The 24,239-nt window shown below is 38.2% G+C and carries 25 protein-coding genes and 1 pseudogene; 4 read left to right on the forward strand and 22 right to left on the reverse strand.

The window, feature by feature from the left end:
* Positions 1 to 167: 167 nt before the first annotated feature.
* The 10 genes from AC25Y1_RS15800 to zapA form a co-directional block, all read right to left on the reverse strand.
* The gene (locus tag AC25Y1_RS15800) at positions 168 to 1,142 is read right to left on the reverse strand and encodes an electron transfer flavoprotein subunit alpha/FixB family protein (RefSeq protein WP_488148964.1); all 975 of its coding nucleotides are present in this window, start codon (positions 1,140 to 1,142) and stop codon (positions 168 to 170) included.
* Positions 1,143 to 1,177: 35 nt separating this feature from the next.
* A complete protein-coding gene (locus tag AC25Y1_RS15805) occupies positions 1,178 to 1,951 on the reverse strand; it encodes an electron transfer flavoprotein subunit beta/FixA family protein (protein WP_488148965.1) in 774 nt (257 codons plus the stop codon).
* Positions 1,952 to 1,978: 27 nt separating this feature from the next.
* A complete protein-coding gene (locus tag AC25Y1_RS15810) occupies positions 1,979 to 2,752 on the reverse strand; it encodes an enoyl-CoA hydratase (protein WP_488148966.1) in 774 nt (257 codons plus the stop codon).
* A 26-nt stretch (positions 2,753 to 2,778) separates the two neighbouring features.
* Complete coding sequence (gene fadR, locus AC25Y1_RS15815; RefSeq protein WP_488149033.1) at positions 2,779 to 3,360, reverse strand: fatty acid metabolism transcriptional regulator FadR; 582 nt, start codon at positions 3,358 to 3,360, stop codon at positions 2,779 to 2,781.
* A gap of 95 nt (positions 3,361 to 3,455) precedes the next feature.
* Positions 3,456 to 5,156, reverse strand: coding sequence for a long-chain-fatty-acid--CoA ligase (locus tag AC25Y1_RS15820; protein WP_488148967.1), 1,701 nt, complete (start codon positions 5,154 to 5,156; stop codon positions 3,456 to 3,458).
* 241 nt (positions 5,157 to 5,397) lie between these two features.
* On the reverse strand, positions 5,398 to 5,811 hold the full coding sequence (locus AC25Y1_RS15825) for a DUF350 domain-containing protein (protein ID WP_488148968.1): 414 nt from the start codon (positions 5,809 to 5,811) through the stop codon (positions 5,398 to 5,400).
* 75 nt (positions 5,812 to 5,886) lie between these two features.
* Positions 5,887 to 8,241, reverse strand: a complete 2,355-nt coding sequence (locus tag AC25Y1_RS15830; RefSeq protein ID WP_488148969.1) for an endonuclease MutS2 — start codon at positions 8,239 to 8,241, stop codon at positions 5,887 to 5,889.
* Positions 8,242 to 8,257: 16 nt separating this feature from the next.
* A complete protein-coding gene (polX, locus tag AC25Y1_RS15835) occupies positions 8,258 to 9,964 on the reverse strand; it encodes a DNA polymerase/3'-5' exonuclease PolX (RefSeq protein WP_488148970.1) in 1,707 nt (568 codons plus the stop codon).
* A gap of 56 nt (positions 9,965 to 10,020) precedes the next feature.
* Complete coding sequence (locus AC25Y1_RS15840; RefSeq protein ID WP_488148971.1) at positions 10,021 to 10,560, reverse strand: CvpA family protein; 540 nt, start codon at positions 10,558 to 10,560, stop codon at positions 10,021 to 10,023.
* A 7-nt stretch (positions 10,561 to 10,567) separates the two neighbouring features.
* The gene (zapA, locus tag AC25Y1_RS15845) at positions 10,568 to 10,828 is read right to left on the reverse strand and encodes a cell division protein ZapA (RefSeq protein ID WP_488148972.1); all 261 of its coding nucleotides are present in this window, start codon (positions 10,826 to 10,828) and stop codon (positions 10,568 to 10,570) included.
* An 88-nt stretch (positions 10,829 to 10,916) separates the two neighbouring features.
* Here zapA and rnhC point away from each other — a divergent pair, with 88 nt between their 5' ends.
* Both rnhC and AC25Y1_RS15855 read left to right on the forward strand, forming a co-directional pair.
* Positions 10,917 to 11,843: a ribonuclease HIII gene (rnhC, locus tag AC25Y1_RS15850; RefSeq protein WP_488148973.1), complete on the forward strand. Its 927-nt coding sequence runs from the start codon at positions 10,917 to 10,919 to the stop codon at positions 11,841 to 11,843.
* A 45-nt stretch (positions 11,844 to 11,888) separates the two neighbouring features.
* Positions 11,889 to 12,458 carry a hypothetical protein gene (locus AC25Y1_RS15855; RefSeq protein WP_488148974.1) on the forward strand — a complete coding sequence of 190 codons (570 nt, stop codon included), beginning with the start codon at positions 11,889 to 11,891 and terminating at the stop codon, positions 12,456 to 12,458.
* A 40-nt stretch (positions 12,459 to 12,498) separates the two neighbouring features.
* Here AC25Y1_RS15855 and AC25Y1_RS15860 read toward each other — a convergent pair whose 3' ends face one another.
* From AC25Y1_RS15860 to AC25Y1_RS15870, 3 genes are all read right to left on the reverse strand, one after another.
* Positions 12,499 to 12,951, reverse strand: a complete 453-nt coding sequence (locus AC25Y1_RS15860; protein ID WP_488148975.1) for a DUF6241 domain-containing protein — start codon at positions 12,949 to 12,951, stop codon at positions 12,499 to 12,501.
* Positions 12,952 to 13,209: 258 nt separating this feature from the next.
* Positions 13,210 to 14,670 (reverse strand): Msr family ABC-F type ribosomal protection protein, encoded by a 1,461-nt coding sequence (locus tag AC25Y1_RS15865; RefSeq protein WP_488148976.1) that lies wholly within the window; start codon positions 14,668 to 14,670, stop codon positions 13,210 to 13,212.
* Between the two features lie 353 nt (positions 14,671 to 15,023).
* Complete coding sequence (locus AC25Y1_RS15870; protein WP_488148977.1) at positions 15,024 to 15,641, reverse strand: CPBP family intramembrane glutamic endopeptidase; 618 nt, start codon at positions 15,639 to 15,641, stop codon at positions 15,024 to 15,026.
* Between the two features lie 86 nt (positions 15,642 to 15,727).
* Here AC25Y1_RS15870 and AC25Y1_RS15875 point away from each other — a divergent pair, with 86 nt between their 5' ends.
* Positions 15,728 to 16,000 (forward strand): DUF2277 domain-containing protein, encoded by a 273-nt coding sequence (locus AC25Y1_RS15875; RefSeq protein ID WP_488148978.1) that lies wholly within the window; start codon positions 15,728 to 15,730, stop codon positions 15,998 to 16,000.
* 1 nt (position 16,001) lies between these two features.
* Here AC25Y1_RS15875 and AC25Y1_RS15880 read toward each other — a convergent pair whose 3' ends face one another.
* From AC25Y1_RS15880 to AC25Y1_RS15920, 9 genes and pseudogenes are all read right to left on the reverse strand, one after another.
* Positions 16,002 to 16,940, reverse strand: a complete 939-nt coding sequence (locus AC25Y1_RS15880) for an MBL fold metallo-hydrolase (RefSeq protein WP_488148979.1) — start codon at positions 16,938 to 16,940, stop codon at positions 16,002 to 16,004.
* A gap of 21 nt (positions 16,941 to 16,961) precedes the next feature.
* Positions 16,962 to 18,200 carry an ABC transporter permease subunit gene (locus AC25Y1_RS15885; RefSeq protein WP_488148980.1) on the reverse strand — a complete coding sequence of 413 codons (1,239 nt, stop codon included), beginning with the start codon at positions 18,198 to 18,200 and terminating at the stop codon, positions 16,962 to 16,964.
* A 305-nt stretch (positions 18,201 to 18,505) separates the two neighbouring features.
* Positions 18,506 to 18,862: pseudogene (locus AC25Y1_RS15890) on the reverse strand (SRPBCC family protein); the annotation flags it as partial.
* Between the two features lie 3 nt (positions 18,863 to 18,865).
* Positions 18,866 to 20,047: an MFS transporter gene (locus AC25Y1_RS15895; RefSeq protein ID WP_488148981.1), complete on the reverse strand. Its 1,182-nt coding sequence runs from the start codon at positions 20,045 to 20,047 to the stop codon at positions 18,866 to 18,868.
* Positions 20,040 to 20,480, reverse strand: coding sequence for a MarR family winged helix-turn-helix transcriptional regulator (locus AC25Y1_RS15900; protein ID WP_488148982.1), 441 nt, complete (start codon positions 20,478 to 20,480; stop codon positions 20,040 to 20,042). Before AC25Y1_RS15900 ends, AC25Y1_RS15895 begins: the two co-directional genes overlap by 8 nt.
* A 95-nt stretch (positions 20,481 to 20,575) precedes the next feature.
* Positions 20,576 to 21,454, reverse strand: a complete 879-nt coding sequence (locus AC25Y1_RS15905) for a DMT family transporter (protein WP_488148983.1) — start codon at positions 21,452 to 21,454, stop codon at positions 20,576 to 20,578.
* Positions 21,455 to 21,524: 70 nt separating this feature from the next.
* Positions 21,525 to 22,433: a formyltetrahydrofolate deformylase gene (gene purU / locus AC25Y1_RS15910; protein WP_488148984.1), complete on the reverse strand. Its 909-nt coding sequence runs from the start codon at positions 22,431 to 22,433 to the stop codon at positions 21,525 to 21,527.
* A gap of 105 nt (positions 22,434 to 22,538) precedes the next feature.
* On the reverse strand, positions 22,539 to 23,126 hold the full coding sequence (locus tag AC25Y1_RS15915; protein WP_488148985.1) for a GNAT family N-acetyltransferase: 588 nt from the start codon (positions 23,124 to 23,126) through the stop codon (positions 22,539 to 22,541).
* A 34-nt stretch (positions 23,127 to 23,160) separates the two neighbouring features.
* A complete protein-coding gene (locus AC25Y1_RS15920) occupies positions 23,161 to 23,514 on the reverse strand; it encodes a DUF1801 domain-containing protein (protein WP_488148986.1) in 354 nt (117 codons plus the stop codon).
* A gap of 221 nt (positions 23,515 to 23,735) precedes the next feature.
* Between AC25Y1_RS15920 and AC25Y1_RS15925 the strand changes: the two genes are divergently transcribed.
* Positions 23,736 to 24,197: a DUF3888 domain-containing protein gene (locus AC25Y1_RS15925; protein WP_488148987.1), complete on the forward strand. Its 462-nt coding sequence runs from the start codon at positions 23,736 to 23,738 to the stop codon at positions 24,195 to 24,197.
* Positions 24,198 to 24,239 lie beyond the last annotated feature (42 nt).

A 24,239-nucleotide genomic window follows, 5' to 3' on the forward strand; every position in this document is an offset into this window, starting at 1 on the left:
GTTGACGCGTATGAGGGCGGCGACTCCCGCGGAATTAGCGAGACATCCGAGACCCTGGACTGAGCGTAGCGAGGGAAGCGTCCGCCCGGAACGCAAATCAACGGTCCAAAAAAACCGACTACCTGAATAAATCATCCAAGTAATCGGTCTAGTTATAGTTTACTAATTTAATTCGCTTGTAACTTCTTAACTTCTTCAATCATTAACGGAATAACTTCAAATAGGTCTCCGACAATTCCGTAGTCTGCGACTTTAAAGATTTCTGCTTCTGGATCTTTGTTTATCGCCACGATGATTTTAGAGTTGGACATACCAGCCATATGTTGAATCGCACCAGAAATTCCGACACCAATATATAGATCAGGTGTGATTACTTTACCTGTTTGACCAATTTGCAGTGAATAGTCACAGTAGTCTGCATCACATGCTCCGCGTGAAGCGCCAATTGCGCCGCCGAGTAAATTAGCAAGTTCTTGTAACGGCTCAAAACCTTCAGCACTGCGTACGCCTCGCCCGCCTGCTACAACTACTTTTGCCTCTGACATGTCAACGCCTTCAGTTGATTTTCGAACGACTTCCGCAATAATCGTGCGCAAGTCTTTAACATCAACCTCAACAGAAGAAACATCACCTGAACGGCTTTCATCTTTTTCTAGTGTGGAAACGTTGTTTGGTCTGATTGTAACAAAAAGTAGACCTTCTTTCGTTTTCACTTTTTCAAATGCTTTACCTGAATAGATCGGACGGATAAACACGGCATCGTCATCTTCACCTTCAATTGCTGTAACATCTGAAATGAGTCCCGATGCTAGTTTACTAGCGATTTTAGGAGACAAATCTTTTCCTAATGCTGTATGACCGAAGACAATTGCATCCGGACTTTCCTGTTCATATACCGCCATAAAACCTTGACTGTAGCCATCTGATGTATATTGTGTTAAATTTTCATGTTCAACTGTAACCACTCGGTCTGCACCGTAGTGGATCATTTCTGATGATAAAGATTGTACCGCATCACCTAGTAATACAGCGACAACTTCCCCGCCACCTGAAATTTGTTTTGCAGCAGCAATCGCTTCAAACGAGACATTTCGTAAAGCACCTTCGCGTGTTTCCCCAAGAACTAATACTTTTTTAGACATTTTCTTGTCCCTCCCAATTACATTATCTCTGTCAATTAAATTACTTTTGCTTCATTTTTAAGCAGATTGACTAGTTCTTTTACTTGGTCTGCAATGTCACCTTCAAGAACACGACCTGCAGCTTTTGCAGCTGGCAAGAAAATTTCAATCGTTTCTGTTTTTGCTTCAACATCATCTTCGTCGAGATCCAAGTCATCTAATTCGAGCTCTTCAAGCGGCTTTCTCTTCGCTTTCATAATCCCGGGTAGTGACGGATATCGCGGTTCGTTTAACCCTTGTTGTGCAGTCACTAAAAGTGGTAGGGCTGTTTCAAGCATTTCAGAATCCCCCTCAACGTCACGGACAATTTTAACATCTGTCCCATCGATTTCGAGTTTTGTAATTGTCGTCACATAGTTTATGTTTAACAGCTCTGCAACACGTGGCCCAATCTGTCCTGAACCGCCGTCAATTGCAACGTTTCCTGCGAGAATTAAATCGGCATCTTTATCTTTCAAATATTCAGCAATGATTGTCGCAGCTGAAAACTCATCTAAGACATCAACATCATCTTCTGTATTAATAAGTACTGCCTTATCTGCACCCATCGCTAAAGCGGTACGAAGTTGTTTCTCTGCCTCTTCATCACCGATTGTCACGACAGTTACTTCACCACCATGCTCATCACGAACCGTAATCGCTTCTTCAATTGCATATTCATCATATGGATTGATGATAAACTCTGCACCATCATCTGCAATTTCACCATTTTTAATGGTAATTCTTTCCTCTGTGTCGAATGTGCGCTTAACTAAAACAAAAATGTTCAATTGTAACGACCTCCTCAGCTTTTTTCATCATTTTCCTTTGAAAATCGGTTCTCTTTTTTCTAAAAATGCTTGAATTCCTTCTTTTGCATCGTCAGAAACAAATACTTCACCAAATGAATCCGCTTCTGCCTTTACCCCTGCATAATAGGATTCTGGCTTAGAAAACTGTAACATTTCCAATGCTGCTTTCACGGCTACTGGACTTTTCTTTGCAATTTTTTGTGCGAGTTCGATCGTCTTAGAAAGCAACTCTTCTTCTGGATATGCTTGATTGGCTAATCCATACTGTGCTGCTTCTAGACCCGATATAGGTTCGCTCGTCAGCAGCATTTCTGCTGCTTTCGGCATGCCCACATACCTCGGTAATCGCTGCGTACCCGAAAAGCCAGGTATAAGGCCAAGTTGTAGTTCCGGCAGTCCTAGTTTTGCTGTTTCTGAAACAATGCGTAGATGGCACCCCATAGCTAATTCAAGGCCTCCGCCAAGTGCCGCACCGTGAATAGCGGCAATGACCGGTTTATGAAAGCGCTCTAACCGTTCAAAAACAGCTTGCCCACTTGCAGAGAGTTTAGAAAACTCTTCACCAGAAGTCACCTCTGTAAACTCTTTAATATCCGCACCTGCCGAGAAAAATCTTCCTTCCCCGTGCAATACAATGACTCTTATTGAATCATCATCTTGAACCTGATCTAAAAGTGCATCCACTTCTAAAATCAAAGCTCGCGATAATGCATTGGCAGGTGGACGATTAATTGTAGCAACCGCAACACCATTTTCAACTTGTACTGTTAAAAACTCCATTTCTCCCATTCCCCTTTACTACAGATTTAAGCTCTCATCCCATTTAAAAGAAGTTTATGTACTTCTGAGGATAGTTTCATTAAATCATATTTTTGATCATTCATCACCCAAGAAGTAATTGTTTCATCAATTGTTCCAAACACCATTTGCCGTCCTAGACGAACATCAAGCGTGCTATCTAACTCACCATTTTTAATACCTTCTAATAAAATGACATCCAGCAAATCAAGGTATTCTTTCAGCACTTCATTGATTCGAAGGCGTAACTTTTTACCTGATTGCCTAAGTTCTAATTGAGTCACAATTGCGAGGTGGCGATCATCGTGAAGAACGCGAAAATGGTTCGTTATCATTCTCAACAGTCTTTCAGATGTATCCAAATCTTCTTCTACAATCTCTTGCAAATTTGATGTAAATATCCCCATTTTCTCCCTGAATACAGAGATTAAAATATCTTCTTTATTTTTAAAGTATAGGTAAATTGTACCGTCAGCAACGCCTGCTTCTTTCGCGATTTTTGAAACTTGGGCTTGATGGTAACCATTTTCAGCAATTACAATAACTGCAGCATCGATAATTTGTTTATATTTTGGACGATCACGTTTCACTTTTTTCATCACCACCATAAATAAAGGATATGAATGAGGATTCATTCATACCCTTATAATAATAGTTATTCTTTATTTAGTCAAGCATTACCTGGTTAACTAACTGTCTGTTCACTCATTTTTTTCTTTTCCTCTTCAATTAGCGTTCTACGCAAGATTTTTCCGACTGTTGTTTTCGGCAATTCATCACGGAACTCATAGAATTTTGGAACTTTAAATGCTGCAAGTTCTGAACGACAGAATTTGTCTAATTCCTCTTCAGTGACAGTAGCTCCCTCTTTTAAGACCACGAAAGCTTTAACAGTTTCACCTCGGTATGGATCTGGAATCCCAGCGACGACACATTCCATTACATCTTTATGCTCATATAACACTTCTTCTATTTCTCTTGGATAAATATTAAAGCCACCAGCTATAATCATATCCTTTTTTCTGTCTACAATATAGAAATATCCCTCTTCATCCATATAACCTAAATCTCCAGTTAAAAACCAACCATCACGGAATGTGTTTTCCGTATCTTCAGGCTTATTCCAATAGCCTCTCATAATTTGAGGTCCTTTTACGGCGATCTCCCCTATTTCACCTGGGGCTACTTGTTCATTTGAATCTGGACCTAAAATACATGCATCTGTGTCAGGCCATGGGACACCAACTGACCTTTTCACTCGATCTTCTTCTCTAGCCCAAACGAAATTTGCATGTGTTACAGGAGAAGTTTCCGTCAATCCATATCCTTCAACAAGTTTACCACCTGTAATTTCTTCAAACTTTTTTTGAATTTCTATAGGCAATGCTGCTGATCCACTGATACATGCCTTAATCGATGACAAGTCATACTTGGCAATATCTGGATGGTTTAATAGTCCAATATAAATTGTAGGTGCTCCTGGAAACAACGTAGGTTTTTGTTTATCAATTGTTTTCAAAGTTGAGTCAACATCAAACTTAGGCAGTAAAACCATCTTATTAGACATCATGACAGTTAAAACAAGCACTGTTGTCATTCCATAAACGTGGAAAAAGGGTAGGACGCCAAGTACAGTTTCTTCTCCTTCTTTCGAGTTATACAACCATGCTTTACACATCGTCGCATTCGCGATTAAATTTTTATGTGTCAACATAACACCTTTTGGTGGGCCGGTTGTACCACCCGTGTATTGAAGTAGCGCAACATCTTCCTTAAAATTAAACGATGTACGGATAGGGTCTGCTTTAGCGATTTTCATAATCTCCGTAAACAAATGATTAATGCCACGATGTTCAACTTTTACGACTAACCCGTATTCCTTCTTTTGAATAAATGGGTAAATGACATTTTTGGGAAATGGCAGATAATCTTTTATCCCCGTGACAATTACATGTTCTAATGATGACTCCTTTACAACATTTGAGACTCTTGGATATAAAATATCGAGCGTCAGTATTGCTTTGGCTCCTGAATCCGCCATTTGGTACTTTAGTTCTCGTTCCGTATATAGCGGATTTGTTTGGACAATCACCGCACCAATGTAGAGAATACCAAAATATGCGATGGCATTTTGAGGGCAATTCGGTAACATGATCGCTACCCGGTCTCCCTTTTCGATTCCGATTGACCGCAAATAATTAGCAAACTTTAAAGCAGAATCATTGAATTCTTTGTAGGAAATGTCTTTGCCCATAAAGTGTATGGCAGTTTTATCTGGATAATTAGTAGACGCTTTAGTCAAAAATGCCTGCAAAGGAATCTCCTCGTAATCCAAAGTCTTCGGTATTTCCGGTGGATATAATTCTAACCACGGTTTCGTTGTCATAGTAAAACCCCTTTCACTTCCTAATTTAGAATATTCCTATACTTCTTATTATAGACGTAAACGTAAGCGCTTACAAATATATTATTAGTTTCATAGTATATTAATAAAAGAAAGTGCCTTAACCTATCAATTGAAGGTTAAGGCAACGTTTATTTATAAAGCCAGAAAATCCCGACTAGGATGAATAGCACACAAGCAACCATTAAAATTTTCGAAAGTTTTTCCATGTTTTTTTAGTCTCCTATGAAATACTCGCGCCAATAACAAATGATAGGCCCACAGAAATGGTAAGAGAGATGAATCCAACCGATCGATTATCTGCTTCGATTTCCTTATCCACATTGAATTTAGGTGTTAAGAACTCAAATAGTATGTAGGCGAAAACAAGCAGTCCAAATCCGTATAATCCCCAACCTATCATTTCAAGAAGTGAATTATGTCTTGAAATAGAATAATGAAAGATGTTTGCAACACCAAAAATTTTACCACCCGTCGCAAGTGCAACGGCAATATTCCCTTTTTTTATTTCTTCCCAATTATTGTATTTCGTTACGAGTTCAAATAATACCATCGTAACAATAATACAAAGTACGACGACACTGAAATATCCAGCCGTTTCTACCAGTGGATTACTCCAGAAACCGGATTTTTGCATAGATGATGGCCCTCCTGTGTAAATGCATTACTCTCCTATACGGTCATCGTTAGAAAAAGGTTTCATTTTTATAAATTATTTTAATTCCACAACTGTAACGCCGAAACCGCCTTCTCCCGCTTCCCCGAAGCGATAGCTTTTCACACGAGAATGACTTTTCAAATATTGCTGGACGCCTTGTCTTAAAGCACCCGTTCCTTTTCCGTGAATAATAGATACTTGATGATAATTAGATAATAAAGCATCATCGATATATTTCTCCGTTTTGTAAATGGCATCTTCATACCGCTCACCTCGTAAATCTAGTTCAAGTTTTACGGCAGTTCGCCCACGAATAGATGTCGTTGTTACAGGTTGTTTTTCTTTTTTAGGCTTCACATATTCAAGACCAGCTTCTTTAATATTCATTTTCAAGATCCCAATTTGAACGATCCATTCCGTGTTCGAATTTTTTTCAAGAAGTGTCCCTTTTTGTCCGTATTGCAGCACTTGTACTTCATCCCCGACTTTCAATTGTTGTTCAACTGATTTCGTTTGGATTTTCAAGTTTTTTTGTTCTTCCGGGGTTGCATCTTCCAAACGTTTTCGGGCATTGATGAATTCATGTTCTTTCACATTCGCTTGAGCGTTCAGTTGCATCGCACGTAAATCAGAAATGACTGCTTCCGCCTCGCGTTTTGCATCTTCTACAAGTTTTCTTGCCTTTTCTTTTGCTTTTTCTTCTAGTTTTTCTTTCATTTGATCAAAATTTGCTAGCTCATCTTTTAGTTCTTTTTTTAATCGCTCTGTTTCAAGTAATATTTCATGCGTCTTATCTGCATCTTTTTCTGATCTGACACGACTTTCTTCGAGGGAAGCAATCATCGATTCGACTTCGCCGCGGTTCGTTCCCGTAAATGTTTTCGCACGCTCAATAATATGTTCACTTAGTCCGAGTCGAAGAGAAATTTCAAAAGCATTACTTCGGCCAGGCACACCTATTAGTAAGCGGTATGTCGGACTTAATGTATCAATATCAAACTCTACACTCGCATTTGCAATACCAGGACGATTATACCCGTACGCTTTTAACTCAGGGTAATGAGTGGTTGCCATAACACGCGCACCACTACCGTGTACTTCGTCTAAAATGGAAATCGCCAGTGCGGCTCCTTCTTGTGGATCAGTCCCAGAACCTAACTCATCAAATAAAATCAACGACTTATGATCATATTTCTTCAATATATCAACGATGTTTACCATTCTAGACGAGAAGGTACTTAGGCTTTGTTCAATGGATTGCTCATCGCCAATATCCGCATACACTGAATCGAAGACAGCTACTTCAGATCCGTCTAATGCTGGAATCGGTAATCCAGCCTGTGCCATTAATGTGCATAAACCAACCGTTTTTAGTGTAACTGTTTTCCCACCCGTATTCGGTCCCGTAATAACAATCGTTGTAATATCAGTACCGAATTCAATATTATTGGCCACAGCTTCTTCAACTGGAATCAGTGGATGTGTAGCTTTTGCTAGACGAATTCTACCTTCAGTATTTACTTCTGGTTTTGTGTATTTATTAACCGTTCCAAATTTCGCTTTTGCTAAAATAACATCAATTTCAGACAAAATCGCGACCAGTAAGAAAAGATCATGTGCAACTTCTTGAACAGCAAGAGATAATTCGATTAAGATCCTTTCAATTTCCTCTTGTTCTTGCATCTTAAGGTTTCTAATCTCATTATTCGCTTGCACAACTGCATCTGGTTCGATGAAAAGTGTTTGGCCAGAAGAAGACATATCATGAATGACCCCACCATAATGCGAGCGGTATTCAGATTTCACTGGAATGACGAATCGGTCATTACGAATCGTTACAATTGCGTCTGACAGCATTTTCGCTGCGTTTTTTCCTCGTGTATAGCTTTCAAGTCTTTCTCGAACACGGCTTTCCTGTGCTCTTAAACCTTGGCGAATTGTTCGAAGCTTAGTAGACGCACTATCGACAACATGTCCATTATCGTCAATTGCGTGATTAATCTGATGCTCTAACCCTGTCACGACTGGCATTGCTTCCTTTTTCGCGATAAAATGCGGAATCGTAATATCTTCATCCGCATCGACCGACTCGATAAAAGTCCGCAGAATGCGACTTGCTCGAATCGTATTAGAAATTTCCATTAATTCATAAGCACTTAGCATGCCATCCATTTGGGCACGTTTTGCATGCGGACGTATATCTTTAATACCGCCCATCGGTACATTGCCACGCACTCGAAATATTGCTAGGCCTTCATCCGTTTCTTCTAATAACTGAACAACTTTTTCATAATCACTAATAGGGACCAATTTTTCAATCTCAGATCGTCCCGCGGAAGATGTACAATGTTCAGCGACTAATTCTCTAATTTTATCGAACTCAAGTGTTTTTAAGACACGGTTTTCCAATGTCTTACACTCCCCTTCACTTATCTATTATCTCAGAAATAAATCTCTCGAGTGGCCATGTATTTACAACGTTATCTTTTTTCAACCAAGCTTTTTGTCCGTAATTCACACCGGTTTCCATAAATCTTAGCGAATCAATGGCATGTGCATCCGTATTGATAGCAATCTTTACACCGGCTTCTTGCGCTTGAATTAAATATTCTACAGCTAAGTCTAGTCGATGCGGATTTGCATTTAGTTCTAAAATTTTATTATATTTTTTTGCCCATTCAATAAGTTGACCTACGTCTGGATTATAACCATCTCGTTGTCCAATAATGCGACCCGTCGGATGTGCGATCATATCAACATGCGGATTTTTCATCGCAGTATGAAGACGTTCCATAATCTGTTCCACAGGTTGGTTGAAACTAGAATGGATTGAGGCAATCACAAAATCAAGTTCACTTAATAACTCATCATCAAAATCAAGGGTTGCATCTGGTAATATATCCATCTCAGTACCACAAAACAGCTCAATATCGTCATACTCTTTATTTAACGCGCGAATTTCCTTAATCTGTTCCCGAACTCGTTCCGGCGTTAAACCATTCGCTACACGTAAAAATTGCGTATGATCTGTAATGACAATATGTGAGTAACCCATTGCTCGGCAGGCTTCGACCATTTCACGAATAGAATGTGCCCCATCTGACCAAGTGGTGTGCATATGCAAATCTGAACGGATTTCTCCGATTGACACAAGGCCCGGTATTTCATCAATTCTATCCAATTCTTTACCATTTTGTCTTAATGTTGGTGGAATGAATGGTAAACCGAAATGTTGGAAGAATTGTTCTTCTGTTTCAAACGTCAACATATTTCCATGTTCATCTTCAACACCATACTCACTAATCTTTTGCCCTTTTGCCTTGGCTAATTTACGAAGTGCGACGTTATGATCTTTAGACCCTGTAAAATGATGGATAGCAGTTGCAAATTCTGACTCTTTCATAAAACGAAAATCAGCATCGATCGGATCTTCCACATCTAATGTGACTGATAATTTTGCATCCCCGCCAGCAATCGTTTCTAAGACTGGTAAAGAAGCGAGTAGTTTTTCACGAACAACTGACGGCGTTTCAGTCACGAGTATGAAATCGACATCGCTACTTTCCTCTTCGGTTCTGCGGTAACTTCCCGCTACTGAAAACCGTGTGATTTCTGGGATTTCAACTAACACGTCTTCAACCATTGCAACAATTCTTTCCATTTTCCAATGAGGGAATTTCCCTTGTCTCGTACCAAAGGCTTCAATTCCAGCTAAAATGTTTTCTTCCGTCTTTTTTCCAAATCCTGGAACTTTACGAATCGCACCTTCTAAACATGCTGTATGGAGTGACTCTAGTGAATCAATGCCAATGGTTTCATGAAGTTTTGCAATTCTTTTGCCACCAAGGTTCGGTATTTTCAAAAGTGGAACAAGGCCCTTAGGTACAGTTTCTTCTAATTCAATCAGAAGATCTGACTCCCCTTTTTCCATTAAATCAGTAATGACAGCTCCCGTGCCTTTTCCAATCCCTTTTAGCTTTAAAATATCGTCCATTTCAGACAAACTTCTTGGATCAAGTTCCAGAATATTTGCTGCGCGTCGAAAAGCCCCTACTTTAAAATGGTTCTCCCCTAGTAATTCCATATACAATGCAATTTTTTCAAACGTTTGAATGATTTTCTTTTTATTCACCAATATTCCTCCCGTTCCTCGAAAAAACTTCCCTCCTATATTGAAGGGGGAAGTTTTTAGCTTTTATAAATATACCACCATTTTTTTACCGTTTCTGAAAACCACGGTGTATGCTCAAACATCGTTCCTGCAAGAACCGATTTCCCAATAAAGGTTTGGATAAACTCAACAGGGATCATAATAGCTAGGTATAACACGAGGAAAATGAGAATATAAAACTCAACAAACCCTAGTACTGCTCCTAGTATTCTTGCAATGAAACCTAAGACTGGTAAAAATTTCAAAAAATCAAACATTGACGCGATAAGTTGCAAACCAAATTTTACTACGATAAAAATAAGGAAAAATGCAAGTAAGTTATAAAATGTTTGATCAAAATCTAGTTCATTTACAACAAAAGATAATTTCGAATTCGCGTTTACCTCAGGATAAGGAATCCATAAAACAAATTTTGCAGCAAGTTGTTTGTAATATTTAAATGCAATGACTAAAGCTATGATAAAGCCAGTCATATGTATTGCTTGGACGATTAATCCACGGCGAAACCCTGTAATGAGTCCCCCCAATAGGAGAAATATAATGAGTAAATCTAGCATGTAGCAGTCAACCCTTCAGCTTTTTCAATTGGACTTCCATTTGTTCAACTTGTTCTTTTAATTTAAGATAATCGTGTACACTATTAACAGCAGCTAGAACCGCAATCTTTGTGCTATCAAGATTTGGATTATGCGAACTGATTTCCCTCATTTTATCGTCTACGATTGAGGCAACTTTACGCATATGCACACTTGATTCTTTACCAACCATTTTGTACGTTTGGCCATAAATGTCAACGGCAATCCGTGTTTTTTCTTTATCTGCCAAGGACTGGACACCCCCTGTGAAACTATGTTTATAATCATACCATGAAATGCGCTTAATTGTGAATTAAGTCGAAAGGAAGTTGTGAAATATGAGCAATCAAGTGATACAACTAAATACTGATGAGATGAAGAAAGTAATCAACCATTATACAACTGTTAAGATTACACGAAATGCACCTGGCGTGATCTTTGCCGCAAAAATGCCTGACACTTCAATTACCGCTTATAAATCTGGGAAAGTATTATTCCAAGGCGCGGGTGCTGACCGAGAGGCTGCACGTTGGGGCACGCCTACTGTTACAAAACCATCGACCGCTAAAGGTGATAAGCTCCCTAGTGATTTTGCTAATCTATCTGTTCTTGGTTCTGACGAAACTGGAACGGGGGATTTTTTCGGACCCGTTACAGTAGCAGCTTGTTTTGTTCGTGCTGATCAGATTGAACTTGTGCGTGAACTCGGTGTGAAGGATTCAAAGCAACTAACTGATGATATCATGCGAAACATTGCGCCTGATTTACAAGCAACGCTGATTCATAGTGTACTTACTTTAGGCAACGAGAAGTATAATGACGTACAACAACAAGGAAACTCTCAAGGGAAAATTAAAGCACTGCTTCATAATCAAGCACTCAAGCATGTCCTTCGCAAATTGAATGGTGAAAAACCAGAATATATATTGATTGATCAATTTGCTGAACGCGGAGTTTATTATAATTATTTAAAATTAGAACCGGAAATCATTCGTGAAAATGTATTGTTATCGACAAAAGCAGAAGGACTTCATTTATCTGTCGCAGCAGCCTCTATAATTGCGCGTGTGGCGTTTCTTGAAGAAATGGACAGAATGAGTCAGCTGGCTGGCATAACCTTACCCAAAGGAGCCGGCCCACGTGTTGACGAAATTGCCGCCCGTATTTTATTGAAAGACGGTGAAGTAGCGCTGAGAAAAATGACAAAATGGCATTTTGCGAACACACGAAAAGCCCAGCAAATCGCAAACAAAAAAAGATTGTAACTTTTTTCAGAGGTAGTCGTTCTAATCTGAAAAGGGGCTGGTTTTATGAAAAAAATGATTTATATCGTTATGCTAGCATTTATATTAGTTGCATGCGGAACAACCAACAATAATAGTGGTCCGGCGATGAAGGATTCCCTTCCACCCACCGAGAATGAGGTAAAAGAAGGCGATTTTGTCTATCGTATTGCCACGGAGAAAGATGTTTATAATGAATTTGGTGATTTAGCGATTTTTGCTGAGTTAACGTATGTAGGTGATCTTGAATCGATTGATATTTATCATGCTGAATCTGCTTTTCACTTTCCATTTATTGAAAGAACTAGAGAGTTTGATGTTGGGTATGCCATGAACGAGCCACTCCTTACAACAACGCTTAAAAAAGACGAACCTTTCCGTCAAAAGTACTCGTTTGCAGGTGGATACAGCGATCAAGATTCCAAAGAATTTCAGCAGTTTGTCAATACAATCATTGATAAAGGTTTCCCTGAAGGTGAATATATTGTAAATGGTTCTGCCCAGTTTTATACGGCCGATCCATCAGCTGTCTCCGATAATGAAACTTTTCATCTAGAGGCTTCGATTGGGTTTAAAGTAGTGAAAGCTGTGAAATAGTAAGAAAAAAATCGCTTCGGCAATACACCGAAGCGATTTTTTACTTATTTTCTTCTAACCAAACATTGAGGACATCATCCTCAAAATTGTTGAGGACAAACCATCTTTCCTCTTCCGTTGTCATGATGCCATATGCTTCACCAATTGTTCCACCTTGCAGCCGCCAAATCGTGTTGTGGTCTTTATCCACTCGACTAAAGTCGCCTTCTTTCCACCGGCTCGCGATTTGCAGAAGAACATTTTTGTCTTCGAACTCACTCGCTTGAAGCAAATTAAAAATGATACCAATATTTCCTTGAACCATGGGTGTGGCTCCCCATTTTTCATTGGCTTGGATCTTTTGATGTGTCATCCGATGCATGTAAGACATCACTTCTGATTGGGGTGAGTGCTTGCTAAGAAGTAAGTCAGTCTTAGCGCCAGTTATCTTTTTCGAATGAACTGACTCCCCTTTTGCAATTTCTTCCTCACTTGCATCGACTTTTTCTATCATTTTTTCTTGCTTAAAATACCAATTCCCACCTACAGCGATTCCGCCAACAAAAAGAATTGCAGCAAATATGATTAGAAGTTTCTTACTGATGATAATTCTCCTCCGTTTACACTAAAACATTTTAGTATCCGAACTATAATCTTCGATGTTCCTTTGCAATTTCCCTTGTTAACAATAAAATTCGAAAAAATAATTTATAAATGCTGAAGCCGCCAAGTATATTTTAGCATGACTTGGCGGCTTTCGTTCAGATAGACTCTATTCGTCTATTCGTTTTAATTGTTTTTCAAAAATTTCATATTGAATGTCTGCTACATTATTTGTAAATGCTTGGTCATGAGAGACAAAAATAATCGTACCTTCATACCCTTTTATAAATTGCTCAAGTGCTTCAATTGCCTGAAGATCTAAAAAGTTATTTGGTTCGTCTAAGAGTAGAATATTGTATTCCCCTAGAAAAAGACGACAAAGCTGTAAACGAATAGCTTCTCCGCCGCTTAATGATTTTACGCGCTTTTGTAAATCGGTCCCAACAAACTGCATCGCATGCAAAACACTTCTTAAAAAACCTTCTTCATGATTAGACCTTTTTTTCACGAAATCAAAAACCGTCTCATTTTTAGTAAATTGGTAACTCATTTGCGTGAATGTACCTATTTTCGCTTTTGGTGAAATGGTTAAACCTGCTCCATTATTTACAATATGATTAAGCAACGTACTTTTTCCACTTCCATTTGCACCCGTAATGGCTATTTTTTTACCAAGTGGGAATTGGAAGCTTACTTTATCTAATAAGCTACGTGCTCCAACTTGGAGTGTCAGGTGATCTGCCATAATGGGAAACTTATTATGCAGTTCCATTGCTTTTGATTGGCGAAACACAATGGAGCGTTCTCCTTGCAGCGCTTCGACTTCCGGAAGTTTTTCAATACGCTGTTCAATTGCTTTCGCTGCACGATACACCGCTTTTTGACTTGTGCCTTTTGACTTCGTTTCAAACATACGATTAGGCTTTGCCTTCGCTTCTTTTTTAGACATGTTTCCAGCTTGGGCAATTTTTTCAGCCTTTCTCATTTTTTCCGCTGCTGCATTTTCAAGACGATTCTTCTCTTTTAGGTATTGTTCATGCGCTTCGTTTTGTTGAATGCGTTCTAGCGCTTTTTGTTCTGTATAATCGTTATAATTTCCTGCGTAGACATAAACTACACCCTCATGGACCTCCCAAATGGTCGTAACAAGCCCATCCAATACTGCACGGTCATGACTGATAATCACCAATGCCCCGTAATAATAACGTAGTTCTTCTAATAAATAGGTAATCCCTTCCTCGTCTAGATGTGTGGTGGGCTCGTCTATTAGAAGCGCTTCATAATAATGCGTGAACAATTGCGCTAGTTTCAACCTAGTTTTTTCCCCTCCACTTAATTGGTCAGAGTTTTTCGGTACTGCGAGTCTGCTAAGTAAGGCGGCATCTGCTTCTTCAACAGTTGGTGCTTCAACTTGCTCAAAATATCCACATTCCACATGCCGTTTTACCTTTCCACGAGTTGGTTGAATCTCTCCGGCAAGTAATTTTAATATCGTGCTTTTCCCTCCGCCATTTTTCCCGACAATACCGATTCGGTCAAATTGATGGACAGCTAACCGATCAATCTTGACTACTTCTTTATCTAAATAGGTCATTTCGACATTTTCTAATTCAAAACAAATTTGTTCCATTTTAACTACCCCCGAAATTTGTAATTTCGTATCGATAGCTAGGATCGATACGAGCTTCTAGTGCAAGCTCGTATCAAAAGAATAATAACATCCCCATAATATATCCCTCCAAAAATAAAAAGTGCGCAGAGTAAATTGCTCTGCGCACTAAAAATTGATATAGATATCCCGTAGAACGAACAAACTTCTACTACGATACTATCCCAAAACGCATAGACAAATAACCCCTCCTACGAGTGGCATTCCTTAAAATATGTCTATATGAATTAGTATCTTAGTAAAAACATCAGTTAATTCGCTCCTTATTAATCTAGCATAATAATAACTATCTTCCCTCTGCTTGTCAATTTAATTCACATTAATAAAAAGATATAGATTCCTGCTACATTCGCGAGAAAATGAGCTAAGGTCGTGATGTACAGATTTCTTGTTTTTAAAAATAATACACCATATAGAATACTGTCTATAAATATGAAACCTATATCATATAAAACTATCCCCGCTTGACCAGAAGATAGATGACCAACTGCAAATAAAATTGAAACTACAATTATTGCGATTCTAGGATTAATAACTTTCGATAGTTTTTCTTGTGCGAAACCACGAAATGCTAGTTCTTCCCCAAAAGCAAGTATGAGAAGCTGAGGAATGAGGATTAACATAGAACTCATTTGCAACATTGGTTTAACCCGTTCCATGACGTGTTCATTAAATGTTGGCATTGCATAATGAGCAAATACTATTTGACCAATGACTGAAACGAATGGAAGTAGAATAAGCCACCAATACTTACAAATACCTTCTTTTGTTTTATCCCAATGAAATGTTAAAACTGAAACACCATTTTTATTTTTTCGCCTCTCATATACAATATAAACGATCGAAAAAATAATCGCCAATCCGCTTAAAGGTGATAACGCCAGTATTGCAAAAATAATGAGTGGTACTAGTCCTTTTCCACTGTCCCTCATTTTCAACCCCCATGTTGAATTTCAATTTATCTATACGATATTATGTTACAATCAGAAAAATAACTTGTACAAACGAGGTGAATAATATGTGCAGAAACATTAAGACTTTGTATAACTTTGACCCAACTGCTACCGAAGATGAGATTTATGCGGCATCACTTCAATATGTGCGCAAGGTCTCTGGTTTTAATAAACCATCGCAAGCAAATGAGGATGCTTTTAATCAAGCAGTTGAGGAAATTGCCAAGTCCACACAGAAATTATTTAACACATTGACCACAAAAGCTGTCCCAAGTAATCGAGAAATTGAAGCGGAGCTTGCTCGAGCTAGGAATGAAAAAAGATTTGGGGTAAAATGAATTATTTTAGTAAATAATCAAGTATCCCCATCGCACTCACTTGCATATCCAGTTCAATCAAACTATAAACCTCATGGTCATCGCGTACATCATGCTTTCGTAGATGTTCTTTTACTCGGCCGAGCAGACGCTGTGCTAGTACTTCATGACCTTTTCGCTCTGCAATGACTAGGTCCGCTTCTACCATGAAAATATCCAGCCAGTCTTCTACTTGTCGAAGCGCTTCGTCAGGATTGTTAGTCATACCGAAATGACCGAAGTAAATACTATTTAAATCTAGTGAAGCCATGCGTTCAATCGCTTGTCGCATGGCAGCTGGATCAAATTGATTTGGTGATGTCGATGGTAAAAACAAATCGACTCCATCGCGAATCAGCTGCTCATAGCGAATCCCTACCGTATCACCGGTAAACATGCCATTACTAACTGGATCAAAAATACTGAAATGGTGTTTGGCATGTCCTGGCGTGTCCAAGAAACGTAAAGTACAATCTGGACTAATCTCTAATGTATCACCCTCATCTTTAATAAGAAGACGTTCTTCAGAAATTGCAATGACTGGCTCAAATAATTCAGAAAACCTCTCGTTATAAACCATCTTTGCTCCAGCTACCAATCTAGTAGGATCCGCCAAGTGCCTCGCTCCTCGTGGATGTACAACAACTTTAGCACTCGGACATTCTTCAAGAAGTAAGCCTGCCCCGCCTGCATGATCTAGATGGATATGTGTCACGATAATATATTTCACTTGATCCAATGAATACCCAAGTGTTTCTAACCCCTTTTTCAGGTGCTTCACCGATGGGCTTGGTCCTGTATCTACCAGTGTTAATGCTTCCTCAATAATTACATACGTTCCCGTCCTTTCTGGTACGCCTAAATCAAATCCATCAATCAAGTGGATTCTTTCATTCAATTGAATTGGATCTCTTATCATCATTATGTTCCTCCCGATTTTCCTCTAAACCCGTGTTTTATATTCAAATTTTTCCAGAATAAAAGTCAGTACCAGCAATAATAGGCTACAGACCCCTAGCACCAGCATTCCATTCTGATAATTAAAATTAAAATTCTTCAAAGATGCACTGAATTCCATTGAAACAATCTGAGAAACCGAAAAGTAATGAAATGGAATGTACTGTGCAAATTCCAATGAAATGGACTGTTTCGCCAGTTGTATGCCTAATAGAATCGTGACCAGCGTCATTCCGATTGCAGTGATTGTCCGCTTCGACAAAATAGAGAACAGGAACAGCAGAGAATAACTGAACAGCAACACCATGAAGAAAAGTGTCGCCGACTTCAAAATGAATATGCCCATTCCAATGAATTCAAAAGTGTAATCCTCACCGTAAACGAGCATCGGATAATCCCAGTCACCCAAACGATCAAAGATGACACCAAGCAATACCGATACAGTCCCAATACCTACAAGGAATAGAAAGCTTAAAAGCAGAACAGTCAGGAATTTACTGACCAAGATTCCATGCCGATTGATCGGCTGTGTCCGCATTAGATTAATCGACCCGTTATTGCCCAAGCCCTCTTTTGTGACGATATCCCCAAAAAGAAATAGGAAGAACACCACACCTCCAATACTGAAAAGAAGGTTGGCGACATGGTAGGCGGAATAGATACCCGTTGAAGAGTATTGCTTGCTATAATCTTCGACAATTTTTCTATGATATTCATCGTCTCCGCTCCCATAAATCGGATAGTGAAGGTCATATACCGTTTTCCATGACACATCCCACAACCAAAGAACAGGATCAATATCCTTTTCGATTAGCCACCTGTATTTTTCACGTCTTGTCTCCATCGTAAAGACGGTTGGGAATGACGATGTAAAATACTGCCTGTGGGCAATATTGGCATCTAGATCAACCGGAAGCTTGTCAATCTCATGGTTCAGCACAGCTTCCCAATCTTTATTTTTATATGCATTCGCTTCGTATCTTTGTTTTTCAAACACATTTTGAATAATCTCGGAATCCAAAGTCCCTTCTTCTGCATCTACTATCTCTTGCTCTATTCGATCCAATGTATTTTCAAGATTAGTAACCACTTCATCTAAGCGTGTCGTGTTTATATAAACAAATATATAAAAGGCTAAGAGAAAGAGCAAAAGGATGAGTGACAGCATCCTAAAGTATTTTGTTTTAAGGATTTTACTCACTTCAAATTGGAGTAATCTAAACAACAAGAAGTTCCCCCTTCTTAATCTATTTTTTCTTAGACAAAGCAAACCGTGAAAGTTTGAACAACAAAGAATAGATTTCATCTCTTTTCAATGTCTTAATATCATAGTTCGACATCTAAAGTCGCTCTCCCTCTTTTTAAAGAATAGATTATTACACATTTTTCAGAATATAGTAATATGGAAGGTACCAAATTATAAGGCGCCACATTCACACTTCAATTAAGTGATTCAATTACATGATAAAAATAAACACCAAAAAAGGGACTTCCAAATCATTGGAGTCCCTCTTCATCATTACTATATTTTCACCCTGTATAGCTGACTTTCCCTGTTTCAGTCAATTCCTTCAAGCCCATAAACATATAATGCCATCCTTGTTCTGTGCTATCACGAAACTCTTTTAGCGCTTTTTCGATATCCTCGCTTGTCCAATTTTCTTCATGTGGAACAATGATTGCTTGTGAAAATGTCATTTCACAACCTTCAGGAAGTTCTTTTAACTCGACCCGAATCATATCTACTGTATCGCCAAACTGCGGCATTTTAAACGTAAACACCAATTTTTTCGAAGGACTAATCTCAACATACTCACCAATCGCTCGGTAGTCTTTTCCTTCACGACGGTCAACGATTTCCCATGTTCCGCCTACTTCAGGGGTATTTACTTATTCCGTCAAGTAAAGCTCCTTATCTTTACGCCCATGAAGAACGTAATATAAAGGCATCACTAGAATAATTAAGGCCACCATCGATAAATACAAACCGCCGTAACCCATTAATGGGACTAAATATCCGAGTATGAAAGGTCCTAATCCAAGTCCAAGCTCAAGGAAAATAAAATACGTTGAGTTTGCTAATCCCATTCGATGTGGCGGTGTTACTTTTATAGCAATAGCTTGTGTACTTGATTGGAAATTTCCATAACCTAATCCGATAATCGCTGCAGCAAGTAAAAAGACAAGACTTGTTTGAGCTTGACTAAGTACTAGCATACCAATCGCGAAAAGGACAAGGCCAGGATACACAACACTATTACCACCTCTTAAATCCATTAATCGACCAGTAAATGGTCGGGAAATTAAGATGACAATTGCATAAACCAAGAAGTAAAAACCACCTGCTTGCACTAGATTGATTTCCTTTGCATAAGCCGCTATAAATGAAAGGATACCTGAATAGGCAAATGCGCCAACTAATATAACTGTCGCAATTGGCAATGCTCTCTTCTCGAAGTAATTTGATAGTTTAAATCCTTTATTATCAGGATTTGGTTTGTATTTGATTTTGGGCGGTTTAATCGGAAGTGCTATGAGCAGACTCACAATCCCCATAACCAATGTAAAAACAAAGATACTCGAATAACCAACATAGTTGATCAAAGCAATCCCGATTAACGGTCCAACCGCTGTTGACAGGACCGCGCTGAGACTAAAATAACCTATCCCCTCGCCGTTTCTACTAGATGGAATTACGTGGGCTGCAATTGTACCCGTTGCGGTTGTCGCAAATCCAACGCCTATTCCATGAAAAAAACGAATCGCCATTAAACCGTAAATATTGGTTGGCAGAAAATATAACAATGAAACGAGTATAAAAAATATAGTGCCGCCTAGTAATATTTTCCGGCTACCTATTTTTTCCATTTGTCGACCTGCAAAAAATCGACCCGATAAAGCCCCTATAATAAAAATACTAGCAACTAAACCTGCAGTACTAGAAGAAGCACTAAATTCTTCAGTCGCATACGTTGCCATGGTGACTAATAATAAGTACATCGACAACATCAGAAAGAAGTTGACGACTGATATTGATATAAATTCCTTTGTCCATAATTTTTCTTTACTCATACATGCCATCCTCTTGCGTATTAATTTTCGCTGATATTTTTCTTAAGACATTCGCTGCTACTAATTGATCTTCTTCAGGTACATCTTCCAATAAATAACACTGGTAGACGCTTAATTTTTCCTGTACTTGTTCACACACTTCTTTACCTCTGTCAGATAATCTTATAAACTTCATGCGCTTGTCTGTTCCAGATTGCGCTTCAACATAGTCGTTTTCAATCAATTTCTGCACCAATTTTGTTACTGTCGGCCTTTCAACATTCTGATAGGTTGAAATATCACTAATTGTATGTTCTCCATTATGTAATATAAAATGCAAAATTGCCCACAGCGAACTAGTAAGCTTAAATGGGGATAGCTGTGCATTTAACTGATTTAAATAAGGTCGATACAAACCCGAATAGGCATAGAAAAGTTGCTTATGTGATTTCAAAATAATTACCACTTCCATTTAGTTAGTTTGTGAAACTAACTAATAGTATACGATATTTAAAATCACATATCAAATTGGACAGCTCACAACGATTGTTATTCAACAACTTCTTTCTCTTGTCTAATAATCGTATAAACAATCCCACCGAAAACAAGAAGAATTCCAATAGTTTGTAGCATTGAAGGCTTGAAGTCTAATAAGATTATATCCAGAAGAATTGCGACAACTGGATCCACAAAAACCAGTGCCGATATGACAACAGTTGATAATTTACGTAAGCTATTGAAAAATAAATAATAAACAAATCCCGTATGTATCAGACCTGTGCCAATTATATAAAACCAATTTGAATCCGTTAATCCGATAAATACACTGAAATTCATAAATGGAAATAACATAAGAATCCCAATCGATGTTTGTACAAATGTCATCGCATATGCACTAAGCTGGGTCACCCCTTTACCAAGTAGCATTGTCATGGCAAAACAAATCGCTGATAATATGGCCCAACCGAAACCCGAACTAACAAAATCGGATACTGAATTGATGTTTTGGATGCCGATTATGAGAATACTTCCCAAGAAGCAAGTCACAATTGCCAGTATTGAGGTCAATGTCATCTTCTCTTTTAGAAACAAACTACCGATAATGAGTACAAAAATCGGAGCTAAATTATAGAGCGTAATTGTTATTGTAATGGACATCACTTCAAATGCTTTGAATAAAAACACCCAGTTCAGCACCAAAAAGACTCCACACACGATTGTTTGTATGATTTCCCGCTTTTGCCAAACTTCTACCTTGTGTAAACCAGTCATTAACCAAACTGCGCCTAAAAATATTGTGGCACAAATACAGCGAACGAAAACTAATTCAACAGCTGGAATGCCTGTCTTGATCGTAAAAAAACCGATTGAGCCAAATATCGCCATTGCAATCGTCATTTGTAACATCGGCACCTTGTTCACACACATCACATCCTCAGTTAAGAATTAATAAAAACACCAGCGTCTAAAAGCACTGATGTTCGGTGTACAGATTTTTTTAGTGAAACACAATCGTTTTATTGTTTTCAACAATAACTCGATTTTCAAGATGCCATTTTACAGCTTTCACTAGAACGCGACGCTCGATTTGTCGTCCAATCTTTTTCAAGGCAATCACATGATCACGATGATCTACTCGTTCCACATCCTGCTCAATAATTGGCCCCTCGTCAAGATCATTTGTTACATAGTGAGAGGTTGCTCCAATCAATTTTACCCCACGATCATAAGCCCGTTCATACGGCCCGGCTCCGATAAAGGCTGGTAAGAATGAATGATGAATATTAATAATCCGATTCTCAAAATGACTGACGAAATCGGGTGTCAATATTTGCATATAACGCGCTAGAATGAGTAAATCAACTTTATATTCTTCCATTAAGCGAATTTGCTCGGCTTCGACTTCTTTACGAATCTCTTTGTTTGCTGGAATATAATAAAAAGGAATGCCCAATGCTTCTACAATATCTCTTGCATCTTCATGATTACTAATAACAACTACAATATCAGTCTCCAAATCACCATTTTGCCATTCCCATAAAAGCTCCATTAAACAGTGCGGTTCTCTTGAAACAAAAATAGCTGAACGTTGTCGTTCATTTCCATATGTAAAATGGTATTCCATCGAATGGCCGTTGGCAATTCCCGCAAAATCCTTTTCAATCTGCACAGACTTTTCTAGCAGATTCTCCGTATGAAACTGGATGCGTATGAAAAACATGCCATCCTCAGGGTTGCTGGAATACTGACTCGATTCAATAATATTAGAATCATGATTATGTAAAAATGTCGATAAGGCCGAAACAATTCCCGGTTTGTCGGGACATTTTACTAATAGCCTTCCCTGGTTTTCTAGTTTATTTTGTTGTTTGTTCGGTAGTAGTTCGAGATTCGTTCTAATAGACATTGCAAGTATCCCCTATTCGTATAGATATCATTTTCCTATTATGCAACATCTTAAGCAACTTCTCAATGATTAGCTGATTCCCATAGATGATAGTCAATTTTTCATCTATTCTAAAATAAGATTACTTTTTCTACTCGATATTTCCGAATTAATCAGATCTCCCTTAATGATTGAATACATATACAGATCATCGAATTTACCACAAGTGAATTCATAATGTCTCAGTAAGCCTTCTCTGATAAACCTTTGCTTTTCTACTAGTTTTTGTGACCGTAGATTAGCAGGTTCGATTAATGCTTCAATTCTTTCTAATTGATAGTGATGAAAACCATATTTAACGACGGCTTCCAAAGCTTCACTCGCTATCCCTTTTCCCCAATGTTCTTGATGCAATTCATACCCAATTTCAGCCCGATGATGTTTAGTATGCATATTGAGAAAACCACAACTTCCGATAACTATACCAGAGTCTTTTAGTGTAATTCCCCATCTAATTCCTGTACCTTCATCACAGATAGTTTTGTACCAACTAATTTCATCCCACACGTCTTTTTCAGTTTGGAATGGCGCTAGTCCCATTGGTGCCACTACTTCTTTATCAGACAGATACTTTAGCATATCACTAGCATCTTCATTTGTTATTTTCCGTAAAATTAACCTGCTTGTTTCAATAATCGGAAATTCTTTTTTCATTTGAATCTCCTCCTTCTTTAGCCTTTTAATTAGTTCAAGCTTTAAATTCAATTGCTGATTGAATTAACGCTCTAATTTTTTCGGGTTGAATCTCGTCTACTTTTTTGATTCTAATATGACGCATTTGTTTGCCTGTCCCTTCAAGTAGATTGTCTTTATCTGTGAGGCTTGCCCCAATATAGAACCCTAAATTGACGTGATTTTTGGATGCTTGTAGATAACAAATATTGCGATCTATGCCATAAGACGGCTTACCCCACTTGATTTCCTCTATAAAGTTATCGGAGGTTTCAAAAATTAAGTTGCGTAAACAGGTTGTTATTTCTTGGATATTCTTTGATAACGCTTCAATGAGTTGATCCACTTTCTCGCTTTTGTTAGGTTTCATTTCAATACACTCCTCAATTTTGTTTTCATTCGTATTTCATTATTACCTTCATAATCGTAAAACAATATAGCGGCACTACCGTTTAAAACTATACTAATAATAAGATACTTAATAGTCTACTTTCCGCTTCCAGCTATCATCATTTTTCTTCAGAAAACCAAATATTTTCGTATGAAAAATACTTTTCCGGCCAAAATATAAAATGAAAGTTGGTGTTAACATTGAGAAAGAAGATTATTGTTCCTGCTATCTTTATTATAATATTAATGGTTTCAATACCATCTTATGCCAAACAAGATACTTATCAACCTGCTGAAAAATCTAAAGAAGAACTTATGATGGACTTATTTTTCTCATTAATGTCACCGACTATCGATGAGGTTGTTTGGGGTTATTATGCTAACTTCCTTAATGAACGTCCTGGAGTGTATCCTTATCAAATAAGTATTATCAATATGGAAAGAATCGGTGAATATCGTTCTTTTGAATTTTTAATCACCATTGAGGTTACGCCTGTAGTTGGCCCACATATTGAAGTTGGTAAAGACCATTTAACATTTTATATTACGCCTAGTAACGTAAAAATTAGAAAGTTTGAGCATATTGAAACGTACAAACTTCCTCCCAATTGGCAACATATCATAAAGGATAGACTGGGTGATCCTGGATTGGAGACATATTGATTTAAAAAGAACTAACCGCCCCACTTCAAAGTGAAATGGGAC

Source organism: Sporosarcina sp. Y1009, assembly GCF_057669865.1.